Below are 20,528 nucleotides of genomic sequence, written 5' to 3'. Positions count from 1 at the left end.
TCAAACAGCCGAATTTAGCGATTAAGGAGTATTGGGGTGTCGAGTACTGAAGATGATCAGCTGGCCGAGTTCAAAGACTGGTGGCAGCGTAACGGCAAACCCTTGGTAACTGGCGGCCTGCTGGCGCTGGTGGTGGTGTTCGGTTGGCAGGCGTTCCAGAAGTATCAGGGCAATCAGTCGCAAGGCGCCTCGATGCTCTATCAGCAGCTGCTGGAAACCACGCTGACGCCCACTGGCAAGCCTGATCCTGCCCAAGTGGCGGACCTGGCCGGCAAGCTGAAAAACGAATTTGGTGGTAGCACCTACGCCCAATACGGCAGCCTGTTCGTCGCGAAAGTCGCGGTCGATACCGGTAAGCTGGATGATGCAGCCTCCGAGCTCAAAGCCATCGCCGACAAACCGAGCAACCCGACCCTGGGTGAAATCGCACGTCAGCGCCTGGCCCAGGTCCTGGCCGCACAGAACAAAGCCGACGAAGCACTGAAACTGCTCGACGGCGATGCTGACAAGGCATTTGTAGCCACTCGCGAAGAGCTCAAGGGCGACCTGCTGGTCCAATTGGGTCGTACCGACGAAGCCAATGCTGCGTACCAAAAAGCCAAGGCTGCGCTGTCTGATGAAGCAGCGGTCGGTGGCTTACAAATCAAGCTGGACGACTTGGCCAAAGGGGATGCGTGACGTGATCCGTTGGAAACATGCAGCATTGCTGGCTCTGGCCGTTTTGGCCGCGGGTTGCAGCAGCAACAGCAAAAAAGAACTGCCTCCGGCCGAGCTGACCAGCTTCAAGGAAGAAGTGGTCCTGCAAAAGCAGTGGAGCCGCTCCATCGGTGACGGCCAGGGCGACACCTACAACATGCTGGTACCGGCAATCGACGGTGACAACATTGTGGCCGCTGACGTGACGGGCGTGGTGATCTCCATGGATCGCATGAACGGCGACGTCAAGTGGAAGAAAGACCTCGAGCTCCCGGTTTCCGGCGCCGTCGGCGTGGGTTACGGCATGGTGATGATCGGCACGCTTAAAGGCGAAGTCGTGGCCCTGGATTCGAGCAACGGTGAAGAGAAATGGCGCGCTCGCGTGACCAGTGAAGTCCTCGCACCGCCTGCCACCAACGGCGACATCGTCGTGGTGCAGACCCAGGATGACCGTGTCATCGGCCTCGACGCCAACACCGGTGAGCAGCGCTGGCTGTATGACAGCACCCCTGCGGTGTTGACGTTGCGCGGTACCAGTGGTCCGGTTGTGACCAATAACCTGGCGCTGGCAGGTCTTTCGACCGGTAAAGTGGTCGCCCTGGATACCCAGAACGGCGTGCCGGCCTGGGAATCGCGGGTCGCCATTCCACAAGGTCGCTCCGAGCTGGACCGTGTCGTGGACATCGACGGCGGCTTGCTGCTGTCGGGCGAAACCCTGTACGTCGCCACTTACCAGGGCCGTGTCGCGGCGCTGGACCTGCAAAGCGGTCGTGTCCTGTGGCAGCGTGATGCTTCCAGCTACGCCGGTGTCGCCCAAGGGTTTGGCAGCGTCTACGTGAGCCTGGCATCCGGTACCGTTGAAAGCGTCGACGAACGTTCCACCACAGCCCTGTGGAGCAACGACTCGTTGGCTCGCCGTCAACTGTCGGCTCCGGAAGTATTCTCCAGCTATGTAGCGGTAGGCGACCTGGAAGGTTACCTGCACCTGCTGAGCCAGGTGGATGGCCGCTTTGTCGGCCGTGAGCGTATCGACAGCGACGGCCTGCGTGCGCGTCCGCTGGTAGTAGGCAACATGCTTTATGTGTTTGGTAACAGCGGCAAGCTGGAAGCCCTGACCATCAAGTAAGAACTATGCTTGGGGTAACCCCCAGGCGGCCCTGCTTCGGCAGGGCATGCGGCACCTTCGGGTGTTGCCCCGAGCACCAGCCGCTGCCTTGCAGCGGCTTTTGTATTTTCTGAAATAACGCAGTGGAGAGCCGCATGGTTCCCGTAATCGCCCTGGTGGGCCGACCTAACGTCGGCAAGTCCACCTTGTTCAACCGCCTGACCAGGACTCGCGACGCCATCGTCGGCGACTTGTCCGGTCTGACCCGTGATCGCCAATACGGTGAGGCAAAGTGGCAAGGGCGCTCCTACATTATTGTCGACACCGGTGGTATCTCCGGTGACGAGCATGGCATGGACGAAAAGATGGCCGAGCAGTCGCTGCTGGCCATTGAAGAAGCCGATGTCGTGTTGTTCCTGGTGGACGCCCGCGCGGGCTACACCGCTGCCGACCAAATGATCGGCGAGCACTTGCGCAAGCGTAACAAGCGCTCCTATTTGATCGCCAACAAGATCGACAACATCGATCCTGAGGCGGCCCGTGCCGAATTCAGCCCGATGGGCCTGGGTGACGCGATTCCTGTCGCCGGTGCCCACGGCCGCGGCATCACCCAGATGTTGGAAATCGCCCTGAGCGACTTCCCCAAGGATGACGCCGAAGAAGTTGAAGGTGAAGAAGAGATCGTCGCTGAAGGTGAGGAAGCCAAGCGCATTCCTGGCCCGAGTGAAAAAGACGGGATCAAGATCGCCATCATCGGCCGCCCGAACGTCGGCAAGTCGACCCTGGTCAACCGCATGCTCGGTGAAGACCGGGTAATCGTCTATGACCAGCCCGGCACCACCCGCGACAGTATCTACATCCCGTTCGAGCGTAACGACGAGAAGTACACGCTGATCGACACCGCCGGTGTGCGCAAGCGCGGCAAGATCCACGAGGAAGTTGAAAAGTTCTCGGTGGTCAAAACCCTGCAGGCGATCAAAGACGCCAACGTGGTGATCTTCGTCATGGACGCCCGCGAAGGCGTGGTCGACCACGACCTCAACCTGCTGGGCTTTGCCCTGGAGGCCGGTCGGGCATTGGTGATCGCGATCAACAAATGGGACGGCATGACCCCGAGCGAGCGCGACTTCGTCAAGGTCGAGCTGCAACGTCGGTTGTTCTTCGTCGACTTCGCCGATATCCACTTTATCTCGGCGCTGCACGGCACTGGCGTGGGCAACCTCTACGCTTCGGTACAGAACTCGTTCAAGTCGGCGGTCACCCGCTGGCCGACCAACCGTCTGACCCAGATCCTCGAAGACGCCGTGGGCGAACACGCGCCACCGATGGTCAACAACCGTCGGATCAAGCTGCGTTACGCCCACTTGGGTGGTGCCAACCCGCCGATTATCGTGATCCACGGTAACCAGATCGAGAAGGTGCCCAAATCCTACGTGCGTTACCTGGAAAACACCTACCGCCGTGTCCTGAAGCTGGTCGGTACACCGATCCGCATCGAGTTCAAAGGTGGTGAAAACCCGTACGAAGGCAACAAGAACAGCCTGACTGACCGCCAAGTGAACAAGAAACGTCGCTTGATGAGCCACAACAAGAAGGCTGACAAAAAGCGTAAAGATCGCCGCTAGCCCTGGGAGCAGGCTTGTGTGGGAGCAGGCTTGCCCGCGATAGCGACAGGTCAGACACCGATGTGCTGACTGACCCAGCGCCATCCCAGGCAAGCCAGCTCTTATGTAAGTTAGGCGTTACCCAAGAAGGGGCTCTGAACGAGCCCTTTTTTGTGCCTCACGATTGACCCTTCGGCGCTTGCAGCTTACAACTTGTAACTCACCGCCAGGGGCCCACCGAATGATCACCAGCAAGCTGCCAAATGTCGGCACCACCATTTTCACCACCATGTCGCAACTCGCTGCCGAAACCGGCGCGTTGAACCTGTCCCAGGGATTTCCCGACTTCAATGGCCCCCAGGCCTTGCTCGACGCGGTGGGCAAACACGTTGCCAGCGGCCATAACCAATACGCGCCGATGACCGGCGTACCGGCCCTGCGCCAGCAAGTGGCGGCCAAGATCGCCCGCAGCTATGGCGTGCAGGTCAGTCCCGACAGCGAAGTGACCATCACCCCCGGCGCCACCCAGGCGATCTTCTGTGCGATCCAGGCGGTGATCCGCAGCGGTGATGAAGTGATTGTCTTCGACCCGTGCTACGACAGCTACGAACCTGCGGTGGAGCTGGCCGGTGGGCGTTGCGTGCATGTGCAGTTGGGGCTGACGGACTTCAGCCTGGATTTCGAGCAGATCGAGGCGGCGCTGTCACCGCGTACGCGGATGATCATCCTCAACACCCCGCACAACCCCAGCGGCGCCCTGATCAGCCGCACCGAGCTGGACCAATTGGCCGAGCTGATCCGCGACCGCGATATCTACCTGGTCAGCGATGAAGTCTACGAACACCTGGTTTTCGATGGCGTGCCCCACGTCAGCGTCCTGGCCCACGAAGAGCTGTATCAGCGCGCGTTCGTGGTCAGCTCCTTTGGCAAGACCTACCACGTCACCGGCTGGAAGACCGGCTACGTGGTGGCCCCAGCGGCCTTGAGCGCCGAGCTGCGCAAGGTACATCAATACGTCAGCTTCTGCGGTGTGACGCCGTTGCAGTTCGCCCTGGCCGACTTTATGGCCGAGCACCCGGAGCATGTCGAGGAACTGCCAGCCTTTTACCAGGCCAAGCGCGACCTATTCTGCGATCTGCTGGCCCCCTCGCGTTTCAGTTTTACGCGGGTGGCCGGTACTTACTTTCAACTGGTGGATTACTCACAGATTCGCCCGGACCTGGATGACGTGGCCATGTCGCTGTGGATGACCCGCGAGCATGGCGTGGCGACAATTCCGGTCTCGGTGTTCTATCGGACCCCACCCCAAGGCCAGCGCCTGGTGCGCCTGTGCTTTGCCAAACGCGAGGAGACGCTGCGCCAAGCAGCCGAGAAACTATGCGTGATCTAAGTGCTTTACCCGACCTGAATATCGCCCTGGTACAGACCACCCTGGCCTGGCATGACCGCCAGGCCAACCTGGAGCATTTCGAGCTGCTGCTGGAGCAGGCCGCGGGCGCCGACCTGATCGTGCTGCCAGAAATGTTCACCACCGGATTTTCCATGGAATCCCAACTGCTAGCCGAAGCCGAAAACGGCCCGACCCATGAATGGCTCAAGGCTCAGGCACATAAGCACAACGCGGTGATTACCGGCAGTGTGATCATCCAAGCCGCCGATGGCAGTCACCGTAATCGCCTATTGTGGGCACGGCCTGACGGTGAGGTGTTGCACTACGATAAGCGCCACCTGTTTCGCATGGCCGGCGAGCACAATCACTACACGCCTGGCGAGCGTCAGGTGCAGTTCGAGCTCAAGGGTTGGCGGATACGCCCGCTGATCTGCTATGACCTGCGCTTCCCGGTGTGGAGCCGGGACGCCCAGGACACCGACCTGCTGCTGTACACCGCCAACTGGCCGGGGGCGCGGCGCCAGCACTGGAACCGCCTGTTGCCGGCCCGGGCCATCGAAAACCTGTGCTATGTGGCGGCGGTGAATCGGGTGGGAACGGATGGCAAGGGTTTTGCCTACACCGGGGACAGCCAGGTCCTGGACTTCCAGGGTGAAAGCCTGCTGAGCGCGGGGGAGGCGGACGGGGTGTTCCAGGTGTGCCTGGAGGCGGCGCAATTGGCGGAGTACCGCACGCGGTTTCCGGCGAATCTGGATGCCGATAGCTTTCAGTTTGTCTGACAGGAGCCCGTTGCCAGTGAGGTAGCTATCGCGGGCAAGCCCGCTCCCACAGGGTACTGCATTGCAAATGTGGGAGCGGGCTTGCCCGCGATAAGGCCATCAGCACCACCACAACCACAAATAAAAAAGGCCCCTGGGTTCTCACCCAGGGGCCTTTTACATTCCAGCAGGCAGTTACGCCGCTTTCGCTTCCAGCTGGCTCAACGAACGGTTCAGCGCGCTGAACACTGCCTTGAAGCTGGCCGTGGTGATGTTTTCATCAATCCCCACACCGTGCACCGGACGCTCGCCGTTCACGCGCAGTTCAATGTAAGCGGCAGCCTTGGCGTTAGTACCCGCGCCAATCGCGTGCTCGTTGTAGTCCATGATCTCGACCCCAATCGGCAGGCCGGCCACCAGCGCTTCCAGCGCGCCATTGCCCTTGCCGTGCCAGCGCAGGTTGGTTTCGCCCTGACCTTTGCCGGACACTTCAACTTCTACCGAGCTGTTGCCGTTCTCTTCCTGCAAGCGGTGGCTGACCAACGCGTACGGGGTGTTGGCCTGCAGGTATTCACGCTGCAACAATGCGTGGATCTGCGCGGCGGTCATTTCCAGGCCCACGCGATCGGTCTCGGCCTGTACCACCTGGCTGAACTCGATCTGCATGCGGCGTGGCAAGCTGATGCCGTATTCCTGCTCCAGCAAGTAGGCGATGCCGCCCTTGCCCGACTGGCTGTTGACGCGGATCACCGCCTCGTAGCTGCGGCCAATGTCGGCCGGGTCGATTGGCAAGTACGGTACTTCCCACAAGGTGTCCGGTTTCTGCTGGGCGAAGCCCTTGCGGATCGCGTCCTGGTGCGAGCCGGAGAACGCGGTGTGGACCAGGTCGCCAACATACGGGTGACGCGGGTGGACCGGGATCTGGTTGCATTCCTCGACCACTTTGCGCACGCCGTCGATGTCGGAGAAGTCCAGCTCAGGGTTCACGCCCTGGGTGTAGAGGTTCAACGCCACGGTGACGAGGTCGACGTTACCGGTACGCTCGCCGTTGCCGAACAGGCAGCCTTCGACACGATCGGCGCCGGCCATCAGGCCCAGTTCGGTTGCTGCAACGCCAGTGCCACGGTCGTTGTGGGTGTGCAGGCTGATGATCACGCTGTCACGACGGTTGATATGGCGACCGAACCACTCGATCTGGTCGGCATAGATATTCGGCGTGGCGCATTCCACGGTGGCCGGCAGGTTGAGGATCATCTTGTGCTCGGGCGTCGGGTTCCACACCTCGATCACCGCGTCACACACTTCCTTGGCGAATTCCAGTTCAGTAGCGCTGAAGGTCTCCGGGGAGTACTCGAAGGTCCACTGGGTTTCCGGCTGCTGGGCAGCGTACTTGACGAACAGCTTGGCTGCGTCGACTGCGATGGCCTTGATCCCATCCTTGTCCTGGTTGAACACGATACGGCGGAACGACGGCGAAGTGGCGTTGTACAAGTGCACGATGGCTTTCTTGGCGCCGCGCAGGGATTCGAAGGTACGGGCGATCAAGTCTTCACGGCCCTGGGTCAGCACCTGGATGGTGGTGTCCTCGGGGATGTGGTTGTCTTCGATCAGGGTGCGCACGAAGTCGAAGTCGGTTTGCGACGCGGCCGGGAACGAGGCTTCGATCTCTTTCACGCCCACCGCGACCAGGGTTTTCCAGAAACGCAGTTTTTTCACCGCATCCATGGGCTCGATCAGCGACTGGTTACCGTCGCGCAAGTCGGAGCTGCACCAGATCGGCGCGGTGGTGATGGTCTTGGATGGCCAGGTGCGGTCCGGGATATCAATGGTCGGGAACGCGCGGTATTTCGAAGACGGGTCTTTGAGCATGCTCATCAGAAGAATCCTTGTTGTAGGGCCGAGAAGAGGCGGCCTGCCAGAAAGCGTTTATTAGGGATGCAAATCGGGGACGAGGCAGATCGATTCAGCCTGGCAGTCGTGCGCTTACGAGGCACAGGCTGCGGTGCTGGCGGAGCTGAATGAGGGTGTGAGAGGTTTTCATAAGCTCAACCCTAACCGCCGGGGTGAAAGATGGCAAGCAGTCGGAAAAAATTGAGAGAAGTTCTGCTATTGCTGTAGGAAACGAGATTTTATTGTGGGAAAAGTCGGGAGGCTTTGTTCTATTTGCGTTGGGGTTTCCAGATGCGCAATCAGTGGCGACTGATCGGGCGCCATCGCATGCAAGCCCGCGACGGCGCCAGTAAGCTCAACGATCACATCAAGGTTGGAACGCGCCAATAAAGATCGCCGGATCCACCCGCGCATCATTCAAGCTGATATTCCAGTGCATATGCGGCCCGGTCGCCCGGCCCGTCGCCCCGACCTTGCCGACCACCGCCCCTCGCACCAATTGCTGGCCCACCTTCACGTCAATCTTCGACATATGGCAGAACATGCTGATAAAGCCCTGGCCGTGGTCGACGAACACCGTGTTGCCGTTGAAGAAGTAATTACCCACCAGGATCACCTTGCCATTGGCCGGCGTCTTGATCGGCGTGCCGGCAGGCACCGCGAAGTCCAGGCCCGAGTGCGGGTTGCGCTCTTCACCGTTGAAGAAGCGGCGCACGCCGAACCTGCTCGACAGCGGACCATTCACCGGCTTGTCCAGTACCAGGTTGCTCGGCAGGTTCGGGCTGAAGCTGCGGTAAGCCTTGAGCTGCACCGCCAACTCGCCCTCGATGCGCTTGAGTTGCGCCGGCTCAGGGTTGACCTGGCTTTTGTTCTTCAGGGTGATGCGCTGTTCCGGATACTTCTTGAAACCAACGATAAACGGCAGGGTGCGCCCGCCACTGCTGATCCGCTCGTTACCGGGCTTGACCGTCAACGGGATGCCGACAATCGCCAGCCAGTTGTTCTGTTCCTTGACCACCAGCACCGGTTTGCCTTGGTAAGTGGCTTTCGGCGCGGCGGCTCCAGGGCCCAGGTCGACCACGGCCACACCGCCAGGCACCGGCTTGTTCAGAGTGCGGGTGATGTAGCTGTCGGCGTGGGCATTGAAGGTCAGGCACAGCAACATCAACAGGCTAAATAGACGAGGCATCAATCAATCCAGTAATGAAAGGGTGACGGGTGTCAGGTGGTTGTCTTCCACCCGCACTTGCAATTGGCCTTCACCGAGGCGCGCGGTCAGGCGCTGGCCGGTGTGGGTTTGTGCGGCATTGCGAATGGCCTGGCCGCGCTCGTCCAGCAGGATGCTGTAGCCACGGCCCAAGGTCGCCAGCGGGCTGACCACCTGCAACGTCTGCACCTGGCTTTGCAGTTGCAGGCGGCGCGCCTTGAGGCCTTCGCGCATGGCCCGGGGCAGGCGTTCGGCGAGGCTGTCCAGCCTTTGGCGCAGTAGCGCCAATTGCCGCCCCGGATGCTGGCCGGCCAGGCGGGTTTCCAGGCGGATCAGGCGTTCGCGGCGGGTATTGAGGCTGCGCTCGAACGCGCGGCGCAGGCGCATATCCAGGTCATCCAGGCGCTGGGCCTGCTGGCGCAGGCGCTCACCGGGGTGGCGCAGGCGCCGGGCCATGCCTTCCAGGCGCAGGCGGTCGTGGGTCAGGCGATTGCGCATCAGCATCACCAGCCGGCGATGCAGGCTTTCGACCTGACGCACCAGGTTGCTCGCATCCGGCGCCAGCAGCTCAGCAGCCGCCGACGGCGTGGGCGCGCGTACGTCGGCCACGAAGTCGCTGATGGACACATCGGTCTCATGGCCCACGGCACTGACGATAGGCGTGACACAGGCATCGATGGCCCGCGCCACGGCTTCTTCGTTGAAGCACCAGAGGTCTTCCAGCGAGCCACCACCACGGGCCAGGATCAGTGCATCAAAACCACGGGCATCGGCCAACTTGAGGGCGCGGACAATCTGCGCCACGGCCTCGCGGCCCTGCACGGCGGTGGGGATCAGGGTCAGTTGCACATTCGGCGCGCGGCGGCCGAACACACTGATGATGTCGCGAATCACCGCGCCCGTAGGTGAGCTGATAATGCCGATGCGCCGCGGGTGGGCCGGCAGTGGCACTTTGCGCTCGGCGCTGAACAAGCCTTCGGCGCTGAGTTTTTCCTTCAGTGCATCGAAGGCCAGGCGCAGCGCACCATCACCGGCCGGTTCAACGGTGTCGAGAATCAACTGATAGTCGCCACGCCCCTCGAACAGCGAGACCTTGCCGCGCACCTTGACCGCCAGGCCATCCTTCAACGCCTGGCGCACCCGCGCAGCGTTATTGCGAAACAGTGCACAACGCACCTGCGCGCCACTGTCCTTGAGGGTGAAATACACATGGCCGGAGGCCGGGCGAGCGAGGTTGGAGATCTCGCCCTCGACCCAGATATTGGTGAACACGTCCTCCAGCAACACCCGCGCGCGGCCGTTGAGCTGGCTGACAGTCAGGACTTCGCGGTCCAGGCCCAGGCGGGCAAACGGGTCTTTAATCATGAGAGGCGATCTTTAGTCATGGGCGGCAGTTTATAGGCATTCGCCCAGTGTTTGACAGAACTGCGCAACCAGCGCGCTCGGCGCCTGCGCACAGGCCAGGGCCACAGTGCTGTGGCAATCGGGGTCGGCCAGGGGCAGGAAGTGAATGTTGGCCGGGGCGATATCGCGCATCGACTCGGGCAGCAGGGCAATGCCAAACCCCGCCTGGATCAGTTGCAATTGGGTGGTCTTGCGCGACATCACCCGCGCCGCCTTGGGGAAAAATCCGGCGCGCATGCACAACTCGGCTGACAGGTAACTCAGGCCGCCGCGTTGCGGATGGGGGATCGAGATAAAGGCTTGGTCCTGTAACTGCGCCAGCTCAATGGCCGAGGAATGCCGGGCCAACGAATGGCCTGGCGGGACTGCCAGCAGCAGCGGCTCCTTATATAAAGGCAGGATGCGTACCCCCTCGCGCTGGCGCAGCACCGGCAGGCGCAGCAGGCCGACTTCCAGGCGACCCTCGGCAATGTCTTCCAACTGCGCTTCAGAGGACAGTTTGACGATATCCAGCGACACCCCGGGGCACTGTTCCAGCCAGGCGCTGATCCCGCGCAGTACACGTCCACTCATCGGCACTGTGCTGGAGTGGCTCAGGCGCAGGGTGCCGAGCTGGCCGTGGCCGACCTGGGTCGCCAGTTCACTGGCCTTGTGCAACTCGCCCAGCAGGTTGCGCGCCCGTGGATAAAACGCCTCGCCGGCGGCGGTCAGCCTGGGTTGGCGGGCAGTGCGTTCGAACAGCGGGGTGTGCAGGAGATTTTCCAGCTCCTTGATCTGCCGGCTGAGGGCCGATTGCGCGACAAACAGGCGCTCGGCGGCGGCGCTGAAGCTGCCGCTCTCGGCGATTTCAACGAAGTAACGCAGTTGCCGGGTGGAAATCACGAGTCATGCCTTTTCGAGATAGGTGGAGGGCCTGGAAGATATTAGTCGCAACTCACCGGCTTGGCTAAAGTGAGTGCCATCGCTGACAAGGAATATTGCATGAGCCTGGTTGAATTGATGGGACAGTGGTCGTTCGGGACGTTGGACTGGCTGGTAATCGGCCTGGGGATTGCCCTGGCTTATATCGTGTTTGGCATCGCCGGCTTTGGCACGGCGCTGGTGGCCGGGCCGATCCTGATTATGTTTATGCCGCTGTCGAAGATCATCCCGCTGCTGGTGCTGCTGGATTTCGTCGCGGCCTTTGGCAACCTGCTGCAATCGCGGCGGGATGTGGTCAAGCCGGAGCTGTTGCGGTTACTGCCGTGCATGGCGATTGGCTGCACGCTTGGCGTGATCTTCTTGCTCAACCTGCATTCGGATCTGCTCCTGCTGTTGATGGGCCTGTTTATCAGCGCCTATGCCATCTACAGCCTGACGGTAAGGGCCAAGCCCACAGCCCTGGCTGCCGGCTGGTCGGTGCCGATGGGCGTGGTGGGCGGACTGTTTGGTGCCTTGTTTGGCAGTGGCGGCTTTTTATATGCGATCTATCTGAACAGCCGCCTGCCCAAGGACGGGGCGCGAGCGACCCAAAGTGCGCTGATCAGCGCGAGCACGGTGGTACGCCTGAGCCTGTTTTTGATCGCCGGGGTGTATGCCGAGTTGCCGCTGTTGATGTTGGCCGTGTGCCTGCTGCCGGCGATGGCGCTGGGGCTGTGGGCGGGGCGGCGATTGACCCTGCGCATGTCCCGCGAGGCGTTTGTGCGGTTGGTGACGTGGCTGGTACTGGCCAGTGGCATTGCCTTGATTGGACGGTATTTGAGTACTTGACCTGTGTGGGGCAGAGATTAAGCTGCCAGCCTTCAGGGCCTCTTCGCGAGCAAGCCCGCTCCCACATTCGACTGCATTTCTCCTGTAGGAATGCAGTCGAATGTGGGAGCGGGCTTGCTCGCGAAGGCGTCAGACGCCACACCGCAGGACTCTCATGAATTCCCAAAGCATCCTTGTCCCGAAAATCTCCACCTTGCCCGTCCACGAACCCCGCGCCCGGGCCATCGTGCGCTGGCTGGTGCGCAAGAACATCATCAAGGAAGAACTGACCACCTGCGGGCGCACCGGCAACCGCATGGGCTATGCCCTGGCCGATGGTGCCCGCGCGGTGGTGCTGCACCCCGAGGCGCTGCCGTTCAACGAACCGGTCAACGGCCTGGAAATCATCTACAAACGCTGCATCTATACCCCCGCCAAGGGTTTTCTCGAAGAAGCCGGCTGCCCGCAATGCCTTAAAGAAGTTGGCGAGGCGCTGTTCGACAGCCTGGAAGACTGGATGCCCGGCCACACCGACAACTTCACCTGCCCGCTGTGTGGGCATGAAGATGACATCAACGGTTTCCTGTTCCTGCAGGAATGCGGCTTTTCCAACCTGGGCTTTATCTTCAACAACTGGGCGGAAGCGGGCTTCAAGCAGAGCTTTATCGACGAGTTTGCCGATTGGCTCGATCAGAAAATCAGTTGGGTCAAAGTCGAACTCTAAAACCACTGCCGCCCCCTACCTGTAGGAGCCGGCTTGCCGGCGATGGAGCCTGGGCCGTGCGCCAAACCAGAGACTGGTTTTACCCATCTATCAGTATTACCAAGTTTGTCAGAGTTTTACGTTGAGGCCCGAGGGGTGTCTGAGTATAATGACGCGCTTCCATTTTCCCGCTCGGGAGCCCCCGCGATGCTGCGTATCAGCCAAGAAGCTCTGACATTCGACGACATTCTCCTAGTGCCCGGTTATTCCGAGGTGCTTCCTAACGAAGTCAGTCTCAAGACCCGCCTAACCCGTGGCATCGAGCTGAATATTCCTCTGGTTTCCGCTGCCATGGACACCGTCACTGAAGCCCGTTTGGCAATCGCCATGGCTCAGGAAGGCGGCATCGGCATCATCCACAAGAACATGACCATCGAGCAGCAAGCTGCCGAAGTGCGCAAGGTCAAGCGTTACGAAGCCGGCGTGGTGAAAGATCCGATCACCATCGAAGCCGACGCCACCGTGCGCGACCTGTTCGACCTGACCCGCCTGCATAACATCTCCGGTGTTCCAGTGCTGCACGATGGCGACCTGGTCGGCATCGTCACTTCCCGTGACGTGCGCTTTGAAAACCGTCTTGAAGTCACCGTCCGTGAAGTGATGACGCCTAAAGAGCGCCTCGTTACTGTCAAGGAAGGCGCCGACAAGAACGATGTGCGTGAACTGCTGCACAAGCACCGCATCGAGCGCGTGCTGATCGTCGACGACAAATTCGCCCTCAAAGGCATGATGACCGTCAACGACATCGAAAAAGCCAAGGCTTACCCGCTGGCCAGCAAGGATGACCAAGGTCGTCTGCGCGTTGGCGCCGCCGTTGGTACCGGTAAAGACACCGGCGACCGCGTTTCGGCCCTGGTCGCTGCCGGGGTTGACGTGGTGGTGGTCGACACCGCCCACGGTCACTCCAAGGGCGTGATCGACCGCGTGCGCTGGGTCAAGCAGAACTTCCCTGACGTACAGGTGATCGGCGGCAACATCGCCACCGGCGCTGCCGCCAAGGCCCTGGCCGAAGCCGGCGCTGACGCCGTCAAGGTCGGTATCGGCCCTGGCTCGATCTGCACCACGCGGATCGTCGCCGGTGTGGGCGTGCCGCAAATCAGCGCCATCGCCAATGTTGCCGCTGCCCTCGAAGGCACTGGCGTACCGTTGATCGCCGACGGCGGCATCCGTTTCTCCGGTGACCTGTCCAAGGCCATCGTGGCCGGTGCTTCCTGCGTGATGATGGGCTCGATGTTTGCCGGCACTGAAGAAGCGCCAGGCGAAATCGAACTGTTCCAGGGCCGTTCCTACAAGGCTTACCGTGGCATGGGTTCGCTGGGCGCCATGTCCCAGGCGCAAGGCTCTTCCGACCGCTACTTCCAGGACTCCTCGGCAGGCGCCGAGAAGCTCGTACCGGAAGGCATCGAAGGCCGTGTGCCGTACAAAGGCACCCTGAGCGCCATCATCCATCAACTGATGGGCGGCCTGCGTTCCTCGATGGGCTACACCGGCAGCGCCGACATCGAAGAAATGCGCACCAAGCCAGAGTTCGTACGGATCACCGGCGCCGGCATGGCTGAATCCCATGTCCACGACGTGCAGATCACCAAGGAAGCGCCAAACTACCGCGTAGGTTGAGGCTTCCAGCAAAACGTTAAGTAACCGGGGCTGTTCTTTCAGCCCCGAGTTGTTTCTGATTCATTAGACGAGACTGACTTCATGGCCCTCGACATTCACGCCCACCGCATCCTGATCCTCGACTTCGGTTCCCAGTACACCCAGCTGATCGCCCGCCGCGTGCGTGAAATCGGCGTGTACTGCGAACTGCATCCGTTCGACATGGATGACGAAGCGATCCGCGAATTCGCCCCTAAAGGCGTCATCCTCGCCGGTGGCCCCGAGTCCGTGCACGAAGCCAACAGCCCGCGCTGCCCACAAGCGGTATTCGACCTGGGCGTGCCGGTATTTGGTATCTGCTACGGCATGCAGACCATGGCCGAGCAACTGGGCGGCAAGGTTGAAGGTTCCGAGCTGCGTGAATTCGGTTATGCCCGTGTCGACGTGGTCGGCAAGAGCCGCCTGCTGGACGGCATCGAAGATCACGTCGACGCCGACGGCCTGTTCGGCCTCGATGTCTGGATGAGCCACGGTGACAAGGTCACCCGGATGCCGGAAGACTTCCACATCCTGGCCAGCACCCCGAGCTGCCCGATCGCCGGCATGTTCAGCGACGAGCGTCGTTACTACGGCGTGCAGTTCCACCCCGAAGTGACTCACACCAAGCAAGGCGGGCGCATCCTGTCGCGCTTCATCCTCGACATCTGCGAGTGTGAGGCCCTGTGGACCCCGTCGAAAATCGCTGAAGACGCCATCGCCAACGTGCGCGCCCAGGTTGGTACCGACAACGTCCTGCTCGGCCTGTCCGGCGGCGTTGACTCCTCCGTGGTTGCTGCGCTGCTGCACAAGGCCATCGGCGACCAACTGACCTGCGTGTTCGTCGACAACGGCCTGCTGCGCCTGCACGAAGGCGAGCAAGTGATGGCCATGTTCGCCGAGAACATGGGCGTCAAGGTGATCCGCGCCAACGCCGAAGATCAGTTCTTGAACAACCTGGCCGGCGAGTCCGACCCGGAGAAGAAGCGCAAGATCATCGGCCGCACCTTCATCGACGTCTTCGATGCCCAGTCCAACAAACTGGACAACATCAAGTACCTCGCCCAGGGCACCATCTACCCCGACGTGATCGAGTCGGCCGGCGCCAAGAGCGGCAAGGCCCACGTGATCAAGTCCCACCACAACGTGGGTGGCCTGCCTGAGGAAATGAACCTCAAGCTGGTTGAGCCGCTGCGCGAACTGTTCAAGGACGAAGTCCGTCGCCTGGGCCTGGAACTGGGCCTGCCGTACGACATGGTCTACCGCCACCCATTCCCGGGCCCGGGCCTGGGCGTGCGCATCCTCGGTGAAGTGAAGAAGGAATACGCCGACCTGCTGCGTCGCGCCGACCACATCTTCATCGAAGAACTGCGCAAGGCCGACTGGTACCACAAAGTCAGCCAGGCCTTCGTCGTGTTCCAGCCGGTGAAATCGGTTGGCGTGGTTGGCGATGGCCGTCGCTACGCCTGGGTCGTGGCCCTGCGTGCCGTAGAAACCATCGACTTCATGACCGCCCGCTGGGCACACCTGCCGTACGAACTGCTGGAGACTGTCAGCGGCCGTATCATCAATGAAATCGAAGGCATCTCGCGCGTGACGTATGACGTGTCGAGCAAGCCGCCGGCGACGATTGAGTGGGAATGATTGGGCGTCCGGCATTGTCCGGCACCCTCTAGCAAAAAGTACCCTGAAGCCCGCTTAATTGCGGGCTTTTGGCTTTTTGGGGCTCGCCATAATGCCCGTCAGTTAAGCCTTTTTGTAGGAGCGAGCTTGCTCGCGAAGAACTTGAGAGCGCCGCGTTTACCTAGCAAACACGCGTTATCGTTGACGTCCTTCGCGAGCAAGCTCGCTCCTACAGAAAGCAGAATCCGCTTAACTGACTGGCATCAGGGCTCGCCAGGTTCGCCGGTGATGGCGGTCGAGAAGGCGCAACTGTCCAGCGCTACTACCACCAACCCCCCCAATGGATTACCGGCGGCCTTCGCACACCGGTGATTCGCCGATGCGGCCTTCCTTGCACAGGTCAATGTTATCTGTGCGCTTGAAACCGGCGTCTTTCATGCAATAAAACCGCGTGAGTACCTGGTCAATCGGCGTCCTGTCCCCCGTCCCTATCAGGTTGGTATAGCCGCAGGCGGTCATAGCACTCTTGACGCCTTCTTCAGACACCCCGATTTTCTTCCAATTGGTAAATTCCGGCGGCGGAGGTTGAAAGCCCCTGCCCGTGCAGCCAACCAATAACACAGCGCAAAAACTCAGCAACAGGCTCTTGATGAGCATGGCGTTCTTCCTCATGGTTTGACTCATATATCGGATGCGTCGTATCAGCGAGCTTGTCGAGGTAGTGTCGAGGGCTGCTCAGGAGCAATTAGAAAAACTCATCCAACAGGCAGTAAAAAGCCATTCGCTGCTCATCAGGCTCCACACCATACAGCTCAAAGAACGGCCTTACCCATTCCCGCCCCAGGTTGCGTTCGACACTGCGTGCCGCCAGGGCCAGGTCTTGATAGCGGTCACTGACCCCCAGGCGGCCGCAGTCGATGAAGCCGCTGAAGTGCGCGTCCGCCGCCATGAAGTTTGGCAAGCACGCATCGCCATGGGTCACTACCAGGTCATGGGTGGCAGGCCGTGTCGCGAGGAGTTCGGCAAACACATCGCGGACGCTGCGTCCCAGTCGCTCATCGTCGAAGTCCGTCCCATCAATCAACCCGGCGTCGACGTGTTCCCGGGCGACGGTGATGCGCTGTTCCAGGTTGTGATCGAAGGGGCATTGCGCCACGGGGACCTGGTGCAATGTGCGCAAGGCGGTGGCCAGGACGTCGATGACCTGCGCGGCAGAAAGCGCGCTGCTGCTGGCCAGGTCCTGTCCCGGCATGGCGCTCATCAGCAGCCAGTGGTGATGGTTTTCCTGCATTTGGTCCAGTACCACTGGCGCTGGCAGGCCCTGTTGCTGCAGCCAGTGCAGGCGTTCGATTTCGTCGGCAAGCTCGGCGTGTTCGACCAGGGGCTCGGCTTTCAGGAACAGGTCTGGGCCGTTGTCCCTGCGCAGTCGAAACACGTCAGCCCGGGACTCGCCGATGGCCTGTTGTTCGATGAGCGCGAGGGGGAACTGTTCACGCCACTTTTCTGGAATGTTCACGGTGCTGTCCCGGTCCTCGCCTGAGCGTTGTCAAACGCCGATTAAACAACGTTTGGCCTCGGCTTGTCATGGGCGCCCCGCGCCGCAGGCGTTTTACTGCCTGGCGCGCGCGGGGGGCGTCAAGCGGGCAGCCGGCATTGCAGGTTCAAGCCCATATTGGTGAGGGCGCTGGACAGCTTTTCCAGGGTCGCGAAGTGCACGTTATGTACCCCGGGCCAGGCCGGCCGGTCGATGGAGAAGCTACCATCGGCCAATCGGTTGATGGGGGTGCGGACGACGCTCATGGCGCGGCTGTGATGCAGCAGGGTATAGCGGCCCTGGCTTGCATCGATCAGGTACGTGCCCTTGCGAAACAGCAGCCGCTGGTTTTGCTCCAGGGTCCTGTGCACCAGCGGGGCCTCCACTTGCACCCGCAGGTCGGCATGCAAGGTGTCGAAGCTGTCACCGACGTGTTCGTGGGCAGGTGCACTGTCGCGGTCGATGTCGATGCCGGGGTCAATGCGTATGTCGCTGCCTTGCCCGGGAAGCACCTCCTCGACCCGCAGTCCGATGCCGCCGTGCAGTTCACTGATACCGGCAAAGCCATTGAAGGTATTGATGTTTCGCGCGCCAGTGAGCACCAGCCACTTGCCGCCGCCATTGAGGGCCTGGTCGGCCTGGATAATGGTATGGGCGAGGTAGTTACTCATCGCTTGCTCTGAAAGGTTGGCGGTGGGATTGGGGTACTTGTAGTGGGCGACGCAGTCCAGAGCCTGCACGCGGATGCCATTGGCCCTGGCAGTCTTGACCAACTCCAGCTCGTTGTACTGGCCTGCTGGGTCGGTGCCCAGCCGGTTCAGGTAGCTTTCCAGGTCTTCGGACATCACCCCGGTGCGCGAATAGAGGTTCAAGTCATCCTGGACAAAATCGTTGAGCAGGCGGCGCAGATATAGGGTCTTCACACCTTTGCGCGCGAAGAGGGGCAGGTTGTCGATCACCAGGCGGGTGCTGGCGATGCGGTCCAGGGTTTCACCGATGACGTATCCGGGTATGTCTTCGGGCAGGCGCTCGATGATTTCGGCAAAGGGCGTAGTGGGCTCGAACGCGGGGATGTCCGGGCGCGCTGGAAGTCGGTTCCAGGGCAGTTCGGTAAAGAAGTCTTTCGCCGTTTGCAGCAGTTTGTCGTGAGTGACGCCGAAGTAATACGTGAAGCGGTCGATGCGCCCGAAGCGGCTTTGAACATGGGTTTCAGGCAGGCCCAGTACCCACTTTCTTATGTGCGTGCGGGTCGAGGGCGGGGTGTCGAAGGGGGTAGTGACCCGGCGCAGCGGGTTGACGGGGGCAGTCACCGGTTCCTCGCTAGGGGAGGGCGCTGGCGTGTGTGCGGCCTTGCTGGAGTTGCCGCCACCGCCTTTCAACCCTTTGCTGGCGCTGACGGGTTCCCATTCGTTGAGTTCGTTCAGGCGCACTGGCAGCGAGCCGGAAAAGCCATGGGGGTTACTTGGGTCGACGATCGCCCAGAAACCGTGGCCGTTGGGGTCGGCTTCGTAGCGTACGTAATAGGCTTCATCGTTGAGCATAATGGCGTGCTGCGGCATGCCGCTGGAGGTTTTGAGGGTATAGACCTGGCGAAACTTGCCGGGTGCGGTGTTGAGGGTTTCACCTTCCAGGATCAGGTTGCTTTGGTAGCTGGCAGGTACGGTCGGTTCTGGCGACATGGGTATAACGGCGGGCGTAGTGTGTTCAATCGCCACGGTATCGACTGTTTCGGCGATCTGCGGCATGACGCCGTCGGCCTTCAGCAGCGTCAGGTTGAACACCGCATCGATAGCACTGAGGACCGCGCCCAGCGCTCCCGCGCGGCGTTCGGCCGGGGTTTTGCCATTGATCGCCTGGTCGATATTCAGGCCCAGACTGGCCACGCTGGCGCCCATCACCACCAGGGCCACCGGCCAGCCTGCCACGGCCATTGGTCCGAAGGTCTTGCCAAAGGCGGCCAGGTAGCCGATCCACAGCTTCTTGCGCAAGTCGCCGTTGCTCTGCAGGGAGAACTGCGCATCGTTGTCCATGCGCGCACGGCTCGACTGTGCGAGCCAGGTAAAGGCGTCGCTGTCGAGGGGCTGGTCGGCTTGATTGATCAGGTGGTGGTCCCACGTGCCCCAGTCGGTAAACAGCTGGTCGAGTTGGTGGTTCAGGCCTTTGTCCACCCAGTCTGGCGGCAGCGTGCCGGCCACGGCCTGGGCGGTGCGGTAGATCAGCACGGGCGTCAGCAGCATTTGCTTCCAGGTCACGGCGTCGGTGTCGTCCTGCTGGACCTGGGCCGACAAGGGGAAATGGGCCATGAAACGCGCGCGGTTATCGGCGCGGTTGGTCTGGTTCAACAGCCAGAAATGCAGGTCGGCAGGCGTCTCAAGGCAGTGGAAGGCTTGGGCCTCGCCGGGCACGTAGAGGATTTGCCGACCATCGCCATCGACAATACGCAGGATGTCCGTGGCGATATGCCCGCCAATATCCAGTGCCGCCACGCGTAGCCCGCTTGCCGGGGTTGCCTCGGCTTGCAGGTCGGGCAGGGTCGGCGGCCAGCCCAGGTTGCCGGCAAGGGCCTTGATCACCTTCTGCAACTGCTCCTCGTCGAGGTGCCCGGCCTGTCGCGCTTGCAGGGCCTGGGCCAGGCAATTGACCTTGGCCAGGGTGCGGAAATGGTGGTGGTGGGTACTCCAGAATTGCTCCACGCGCGTGGTGTAGCGATCGCTGAAATTGATCGCCCAGAAATCATGGAGCACGGCGCTGGCGGACAGCTGCACTTCGTTGTGCTGATCGAACACTCGCGCCTGGGCACCCTCGCTGTAGAAGCCGCCATCGCCGTCGAGCAGGTCGGCATTATCCTGGTCATGCACCTCGAAGCGGTGCATGACCAACTGCGTCAGGGTCATCGACGCCTGGGGTTTTTCGTTATGGCTCCAGCCGGTAAAGGTCGCCGGATCACCGGTGCCGCGGTTGAAGCGGTGCCAGTACACCTGATCGGGATCCAGGTGCGCCAGGCCATGTTTCGTGAGGATTTCACCGGCGGCCTCGATGGCCATCGCCTGCATGTTCGGGCAGGCATCCAGTACCACGGGGGCCAGGGCGCGAAGTTGTTGCTGGGCGGCGGGGGATGTGTCGGCAAGTGGCATGCTGCTCTCCTTGAGGGGGGGAGGCGAGCATGCCAAGCGCTTCAGAGTGGGTGTGGGTAG

At 61.3% G+C, this 20,528-nt stretch carries 16 protein-coding genes; 9 read left to right on the top strand and 7 right to left on the bottom strand.

Annotated features, from left to right (window positions below; translation table 11 throughout):
- The first annotated feature begins 36 nt into the window (after positions 1 to 36).
- The 5 genes from HBO11_RS23290 (at position 37) to HBO11_RS23270 (ending at position 5,574) form a co-directional block, all read left to right on the top strand.
- On the top strand, positions 37 to 678 hold the full coding sequence (locus HBO11_RS23290) for a tetratricopeptide repeat protein (RefSeq protein ID WP_057437951.1): 642 nt from the start codon (positions 37 to 39) through the stop codon (positions 676 to 678).
- A complete protein-coding gene (gene bamB / locus HBO11_RS23285) occupies positions 671 to 1,822 on the top strand; it encodes an outer membrane protein assembly factor BamB (RefSeq protein ID WP_032858293.1) in 1,152 nt (383 codons plus the stop codon). Before HBO11_RS23290 ends, bamB begins: the two co-directional genes overlap by 8 nt.
- Positions 1,823 to 1,956: 134 nt before the next feature.
- Positions 1,957 to 3,426 (top strand): ribosome biogenesis GTPase Der, encoded by a 1,470-nt coding sequence (gene der / locus HBO11_RS23280; RefSeq protein WP_169956319.1) that lies wholly within the window; start codon positions 1,957 to 1,959, stop codon positions 3,424 to 3,426.
- Positions 3,427 to 3,646: 220 nt separating this feature from the next.
- A complete protein-coding gene (locus HBO11_RS23275) occupies positions 3,647 to 4,795 on the top strand; it encodes a pyridoxal phosphate-dependent aminotransferase (protein ID WP_169956321.1) in 1,149 nt (382 codons plus the stop codon).
- A complete protein-coding gene (locus HBO11_RS23270; protein ID WP_169956323.1) occupies positions 4,783 to 5,574 on the top strand; it encodes an amidohydrolase in 792 nt (263 codons plus the stop codon). Before HBO11_RS23275 ends, HBO11_RS23270 begins: the two co-directional genes overlap by 13 nt.
- 174 nt (positions 5,575 to 5,748) lie before the next feature.
- Here HBO11_RS23270 and leuA read toward each other — a convergent pair whose 3' ends face one another.
- The 4 genes from leuA to HBO11_RS23250 form a co-directional block, all read right to left on the bottom strand.
- Complete coding sequence (gene leuA / locus HBO11_RS23265; RefSeq protein WP_169956696.1) at positions 5,749 to 7,428, bottom strand: 2-isopropylmalate synthase; 1,680 nt, start codon at positions 7,426 to 7,428, stop codon at positions 5,749 to 5,751.
- A 382-nt stretch (positions 7,429 to 7,810) separates the two neighbouring features.
- A complete protein-coding gene (locus tag HBO11_RS23260) occupies positions 7,811 to 8,632 on the bottom strand; it encodes a M23 family metallopeptidase (protein ID WP_169956694.1) in 822 nt (273 codons plus the stop codon).
- Between the two features lie 3 nt (positions 8,633 to 8,635).
- Positions 8,636 to 10,015 carry an exodeoxyribonuclease VII large subunit gene (gene xseA, locus HBO11_RS23255; RefSeq protein WP_169956692.1) on the bottom strand — a complete coding sequence of 460 codons (1,380 nt, stop codon included), beginning with the start codon at positions 10,013 to 10,015 and terminating at the stop codon, positions 8,636 to 8,638.
- 30 nt (positions 10,016 to 10,045) lie between these two features.
- The gene (locus HBO11_RS23250) at positions 10,046 to 10,936 is read right to left on the bottom strand and encodes a LysR family transcriptional regulator (protein WP_169956689.1); all 891 of its coding nucleotides are present in this window, start codon (positions 10,934 to 10,936) and stop codon (positions 10,046 to 10,048) included.
- A gap of 99 nt (positions 10,937 to 11,035) precedes the next feature.
- Here HBO11_RS23250 and HBO11_RS23245 point away from each other — a divergent pair, with 99 nt between their 5' ends.
- From HBO11_RS23245 to guaA, 4 genes are all read left to right on the top strand, one after another.
- The gene (locus tag HBO11_RS23245) at positions 11,036 to 11,803 is read left to right on the top strand and encodes a sulfite exporter TauE/SafE family protein (RefSeq protein ID WP_169956687.1); all 768 of its coding nucleotides are present in this window, start codon (positions 11,036 to 11,038) and stop codon (positions 11,801 to 11,803) included.
- A gap of 154 nt (positions 11,804 to 11,957) precedes the next feature.
- Positions 11,958 to 12,506 (top strand): sugar ABC transporter ATPase, encoded by a 549-nt coding sequence (locus tag HBO11_RS23240; RefSeq protein WP_169956685.1) that lies wholly within the window; start codon positions 11,958 to 11,960, stop codon positions 12,504 to 12,506.
- A gap of 186 nt (positions 12,507 to 12,692) precedes the next feature.
- Positions 12,693 to 14,162: an IMP dehydrogenase gene (gene guaB / locus HBO11_RS23235; protein WP_016977684.1), complete on the top strand. Its 1,470-nt coding sequence runs from the start codon at positions 12,693 to 12,695 to the stop codon at positions 14,160 to 14,162.
- A gap of 81 nt (positions 14,163 to 14,243) precedes the next feature.
- The gene (guaA, locus tag HBO11_RS23230; protein WP_029298509.1) at positions 14,244 to 15,821 is read left to right on the top strand and encodes a glutamine-hydrolyzing GMP synthase; all 1,578 of its coding nucleotides are present in this window, start codon (positions 14,244 to 14,246) and stop codon (positions 15,819 to 15,821) included.
- A 324-nt stretch (positions 15,822 to 16,145) separates the two neighbouring features.
- Here the strand turns inward: guaA and HBO11_RS23225 are convergent, their stop codons facing one another.
- From HBO11_RS23225 to HBO11_RS23215, 3 genes are all read right to left on the bottom strand, one after another.
- Complete coding sequence (locus HBO11_RS23225; protein WP_169956683.1) at positions 16,146 to 16,457, bottom strand: hypothetical protein; 312 nt, start codon at positions 16,455 to 16,457, stop codon at positions 16,146 to 16,148.
- Between the two features lie 88 nt (positions 16,458 to 16,545).
- A complete protein-coding gene (locus tag HBO11_RS23220; protein ID WP_169956681.1) occupies positions 16,546 to 17,316 on the bottom strand; it encodes an APH(3')-II family aminoglycoside O-phosphotransferase in 771 nt (256 codons plus the stop codon).
- A 119-nt stretch (positions 17,317 to 17,435) separates the two neighbouring features.
- Positions 17,436 to 20,468, bottom strand: a complete 3,033-nt coding sequence (locus HBO11_RS23215) for a membrane-targeted effector domain-containing toxin (RefSeq protein ID WP_169956679.1) — start codon at positions 20,466 to 20,468, stop codon at positions 17,436 to 17,438.
- Positions 20,469 to 20,528 lie beyond the last annotated feature (60 nt).

The organism is Pseudomonas sp. WS 5010 (genome assembly GCF_012985565.1).
Classification (GTDB): domain Bacteria; phylum Pseudomonadota; class Gammaproteobacteria; order Pseudomonadales; family Pseudomonadaceae; genus Aquipseudomonas.
The sequence above is the reverse complement of the archived record's forward strand: the minus strand, read 5'-3'. Positions and strand labels throughout refer to the sequence as shown.

Excerpts from the sequence above, each read along its gene's own strand:
- guaB (WP_016977684.1), top strand. The coding sequence starts at position 12,693 with ATGCTGCGTATCAGCCAAGAAGCTCTGACATTCGACGACATTCTCCTA.
- HBO11_RS23215 (WP_169956679.1), bottom strand. The coding sequence starts at position 20,468 with ATGCCACTTGCCGACACATCCCCCGCCGCCCAGCAACAACTTCGCGCC.
- HBO11_RS23275 (WP_169956321.1), top strand. The coding sequence starts at position 3,647 with ATGATCACCAGCAAGCTGCCAAATGTCGGCACCACCATTTTCACCACC.
- HBO11_RS23225 (WP_169956683.1), bottom strand. The coding sequence starts at position 16,457 with ATGCTCATCAAGAGCCTGTTGCTGAGTTTTTGCGCTGTGTTATTGGTT.
- HBO11_RS23270 (WP_169956323.1), top strand. The coding sequence starts at position 4,783 with ATGCGTGATCTAAGTGCTTTACCCGACCTGAATATCGCCCTGGTACAG.
- leuA (WP_169956696.1), bottom strand. The coding sequence starts at position 7,428 with ATGAGCATGCTCAAAGACCCGTCTTCGAAATACCGCGCGTTCCCGACC.
- xseA (WP_169956692.1), bottom strand. The coding sequence starts at position 10,015 with ATGATTAAAGACCCGTTTGCCCGCCTGGGCCTGGACCGCGAAGTCCTG.
- HBO11_RS23260 (WP_169956694.1), bottom strand. The coding sequence starts at position 8,632 with ATGCCTCGTCTATTTAGCCTGTTGATGTTGCTGTGCCTGACCTTCAAT.
- HBO11_RS23245 (WP_169956687.1), top strand. The coding sequence starts at position 11,036 with ATGAGCCTGGTTGAATTGATGGGACAGTGGTCGTTCGGGACGTTGGAC.
- guaA (WP_029298509.1), top strand. The coding sequence starts at position 14,244 with ATGGCCCTCGACATTCACGCCCACCGCATCCTGATCCTCGACTTCGGT.
- der (WP_169956319.1), top strand. The coding sequence starts at position 1,957 with ATGGTTCCCGTAATCGCCCTGGTGGGCCGACCTAACGTCGGCAAGTCC.
- bamB (WP_032858293.1), top strand. The coding sequence starts at position 671 with ATGCGTGACGTGATCCGTTGGAAACATGCAGCATTGCTGGCTCTGGCC.
- HBO11_RS23240 (WP_169956685.1), top strand. The coding sequence starts at position 11,958 with ATGAATTCCCAAAGCATCCTTGTCCCGAAAATCTCCACCTTGCCCGTC.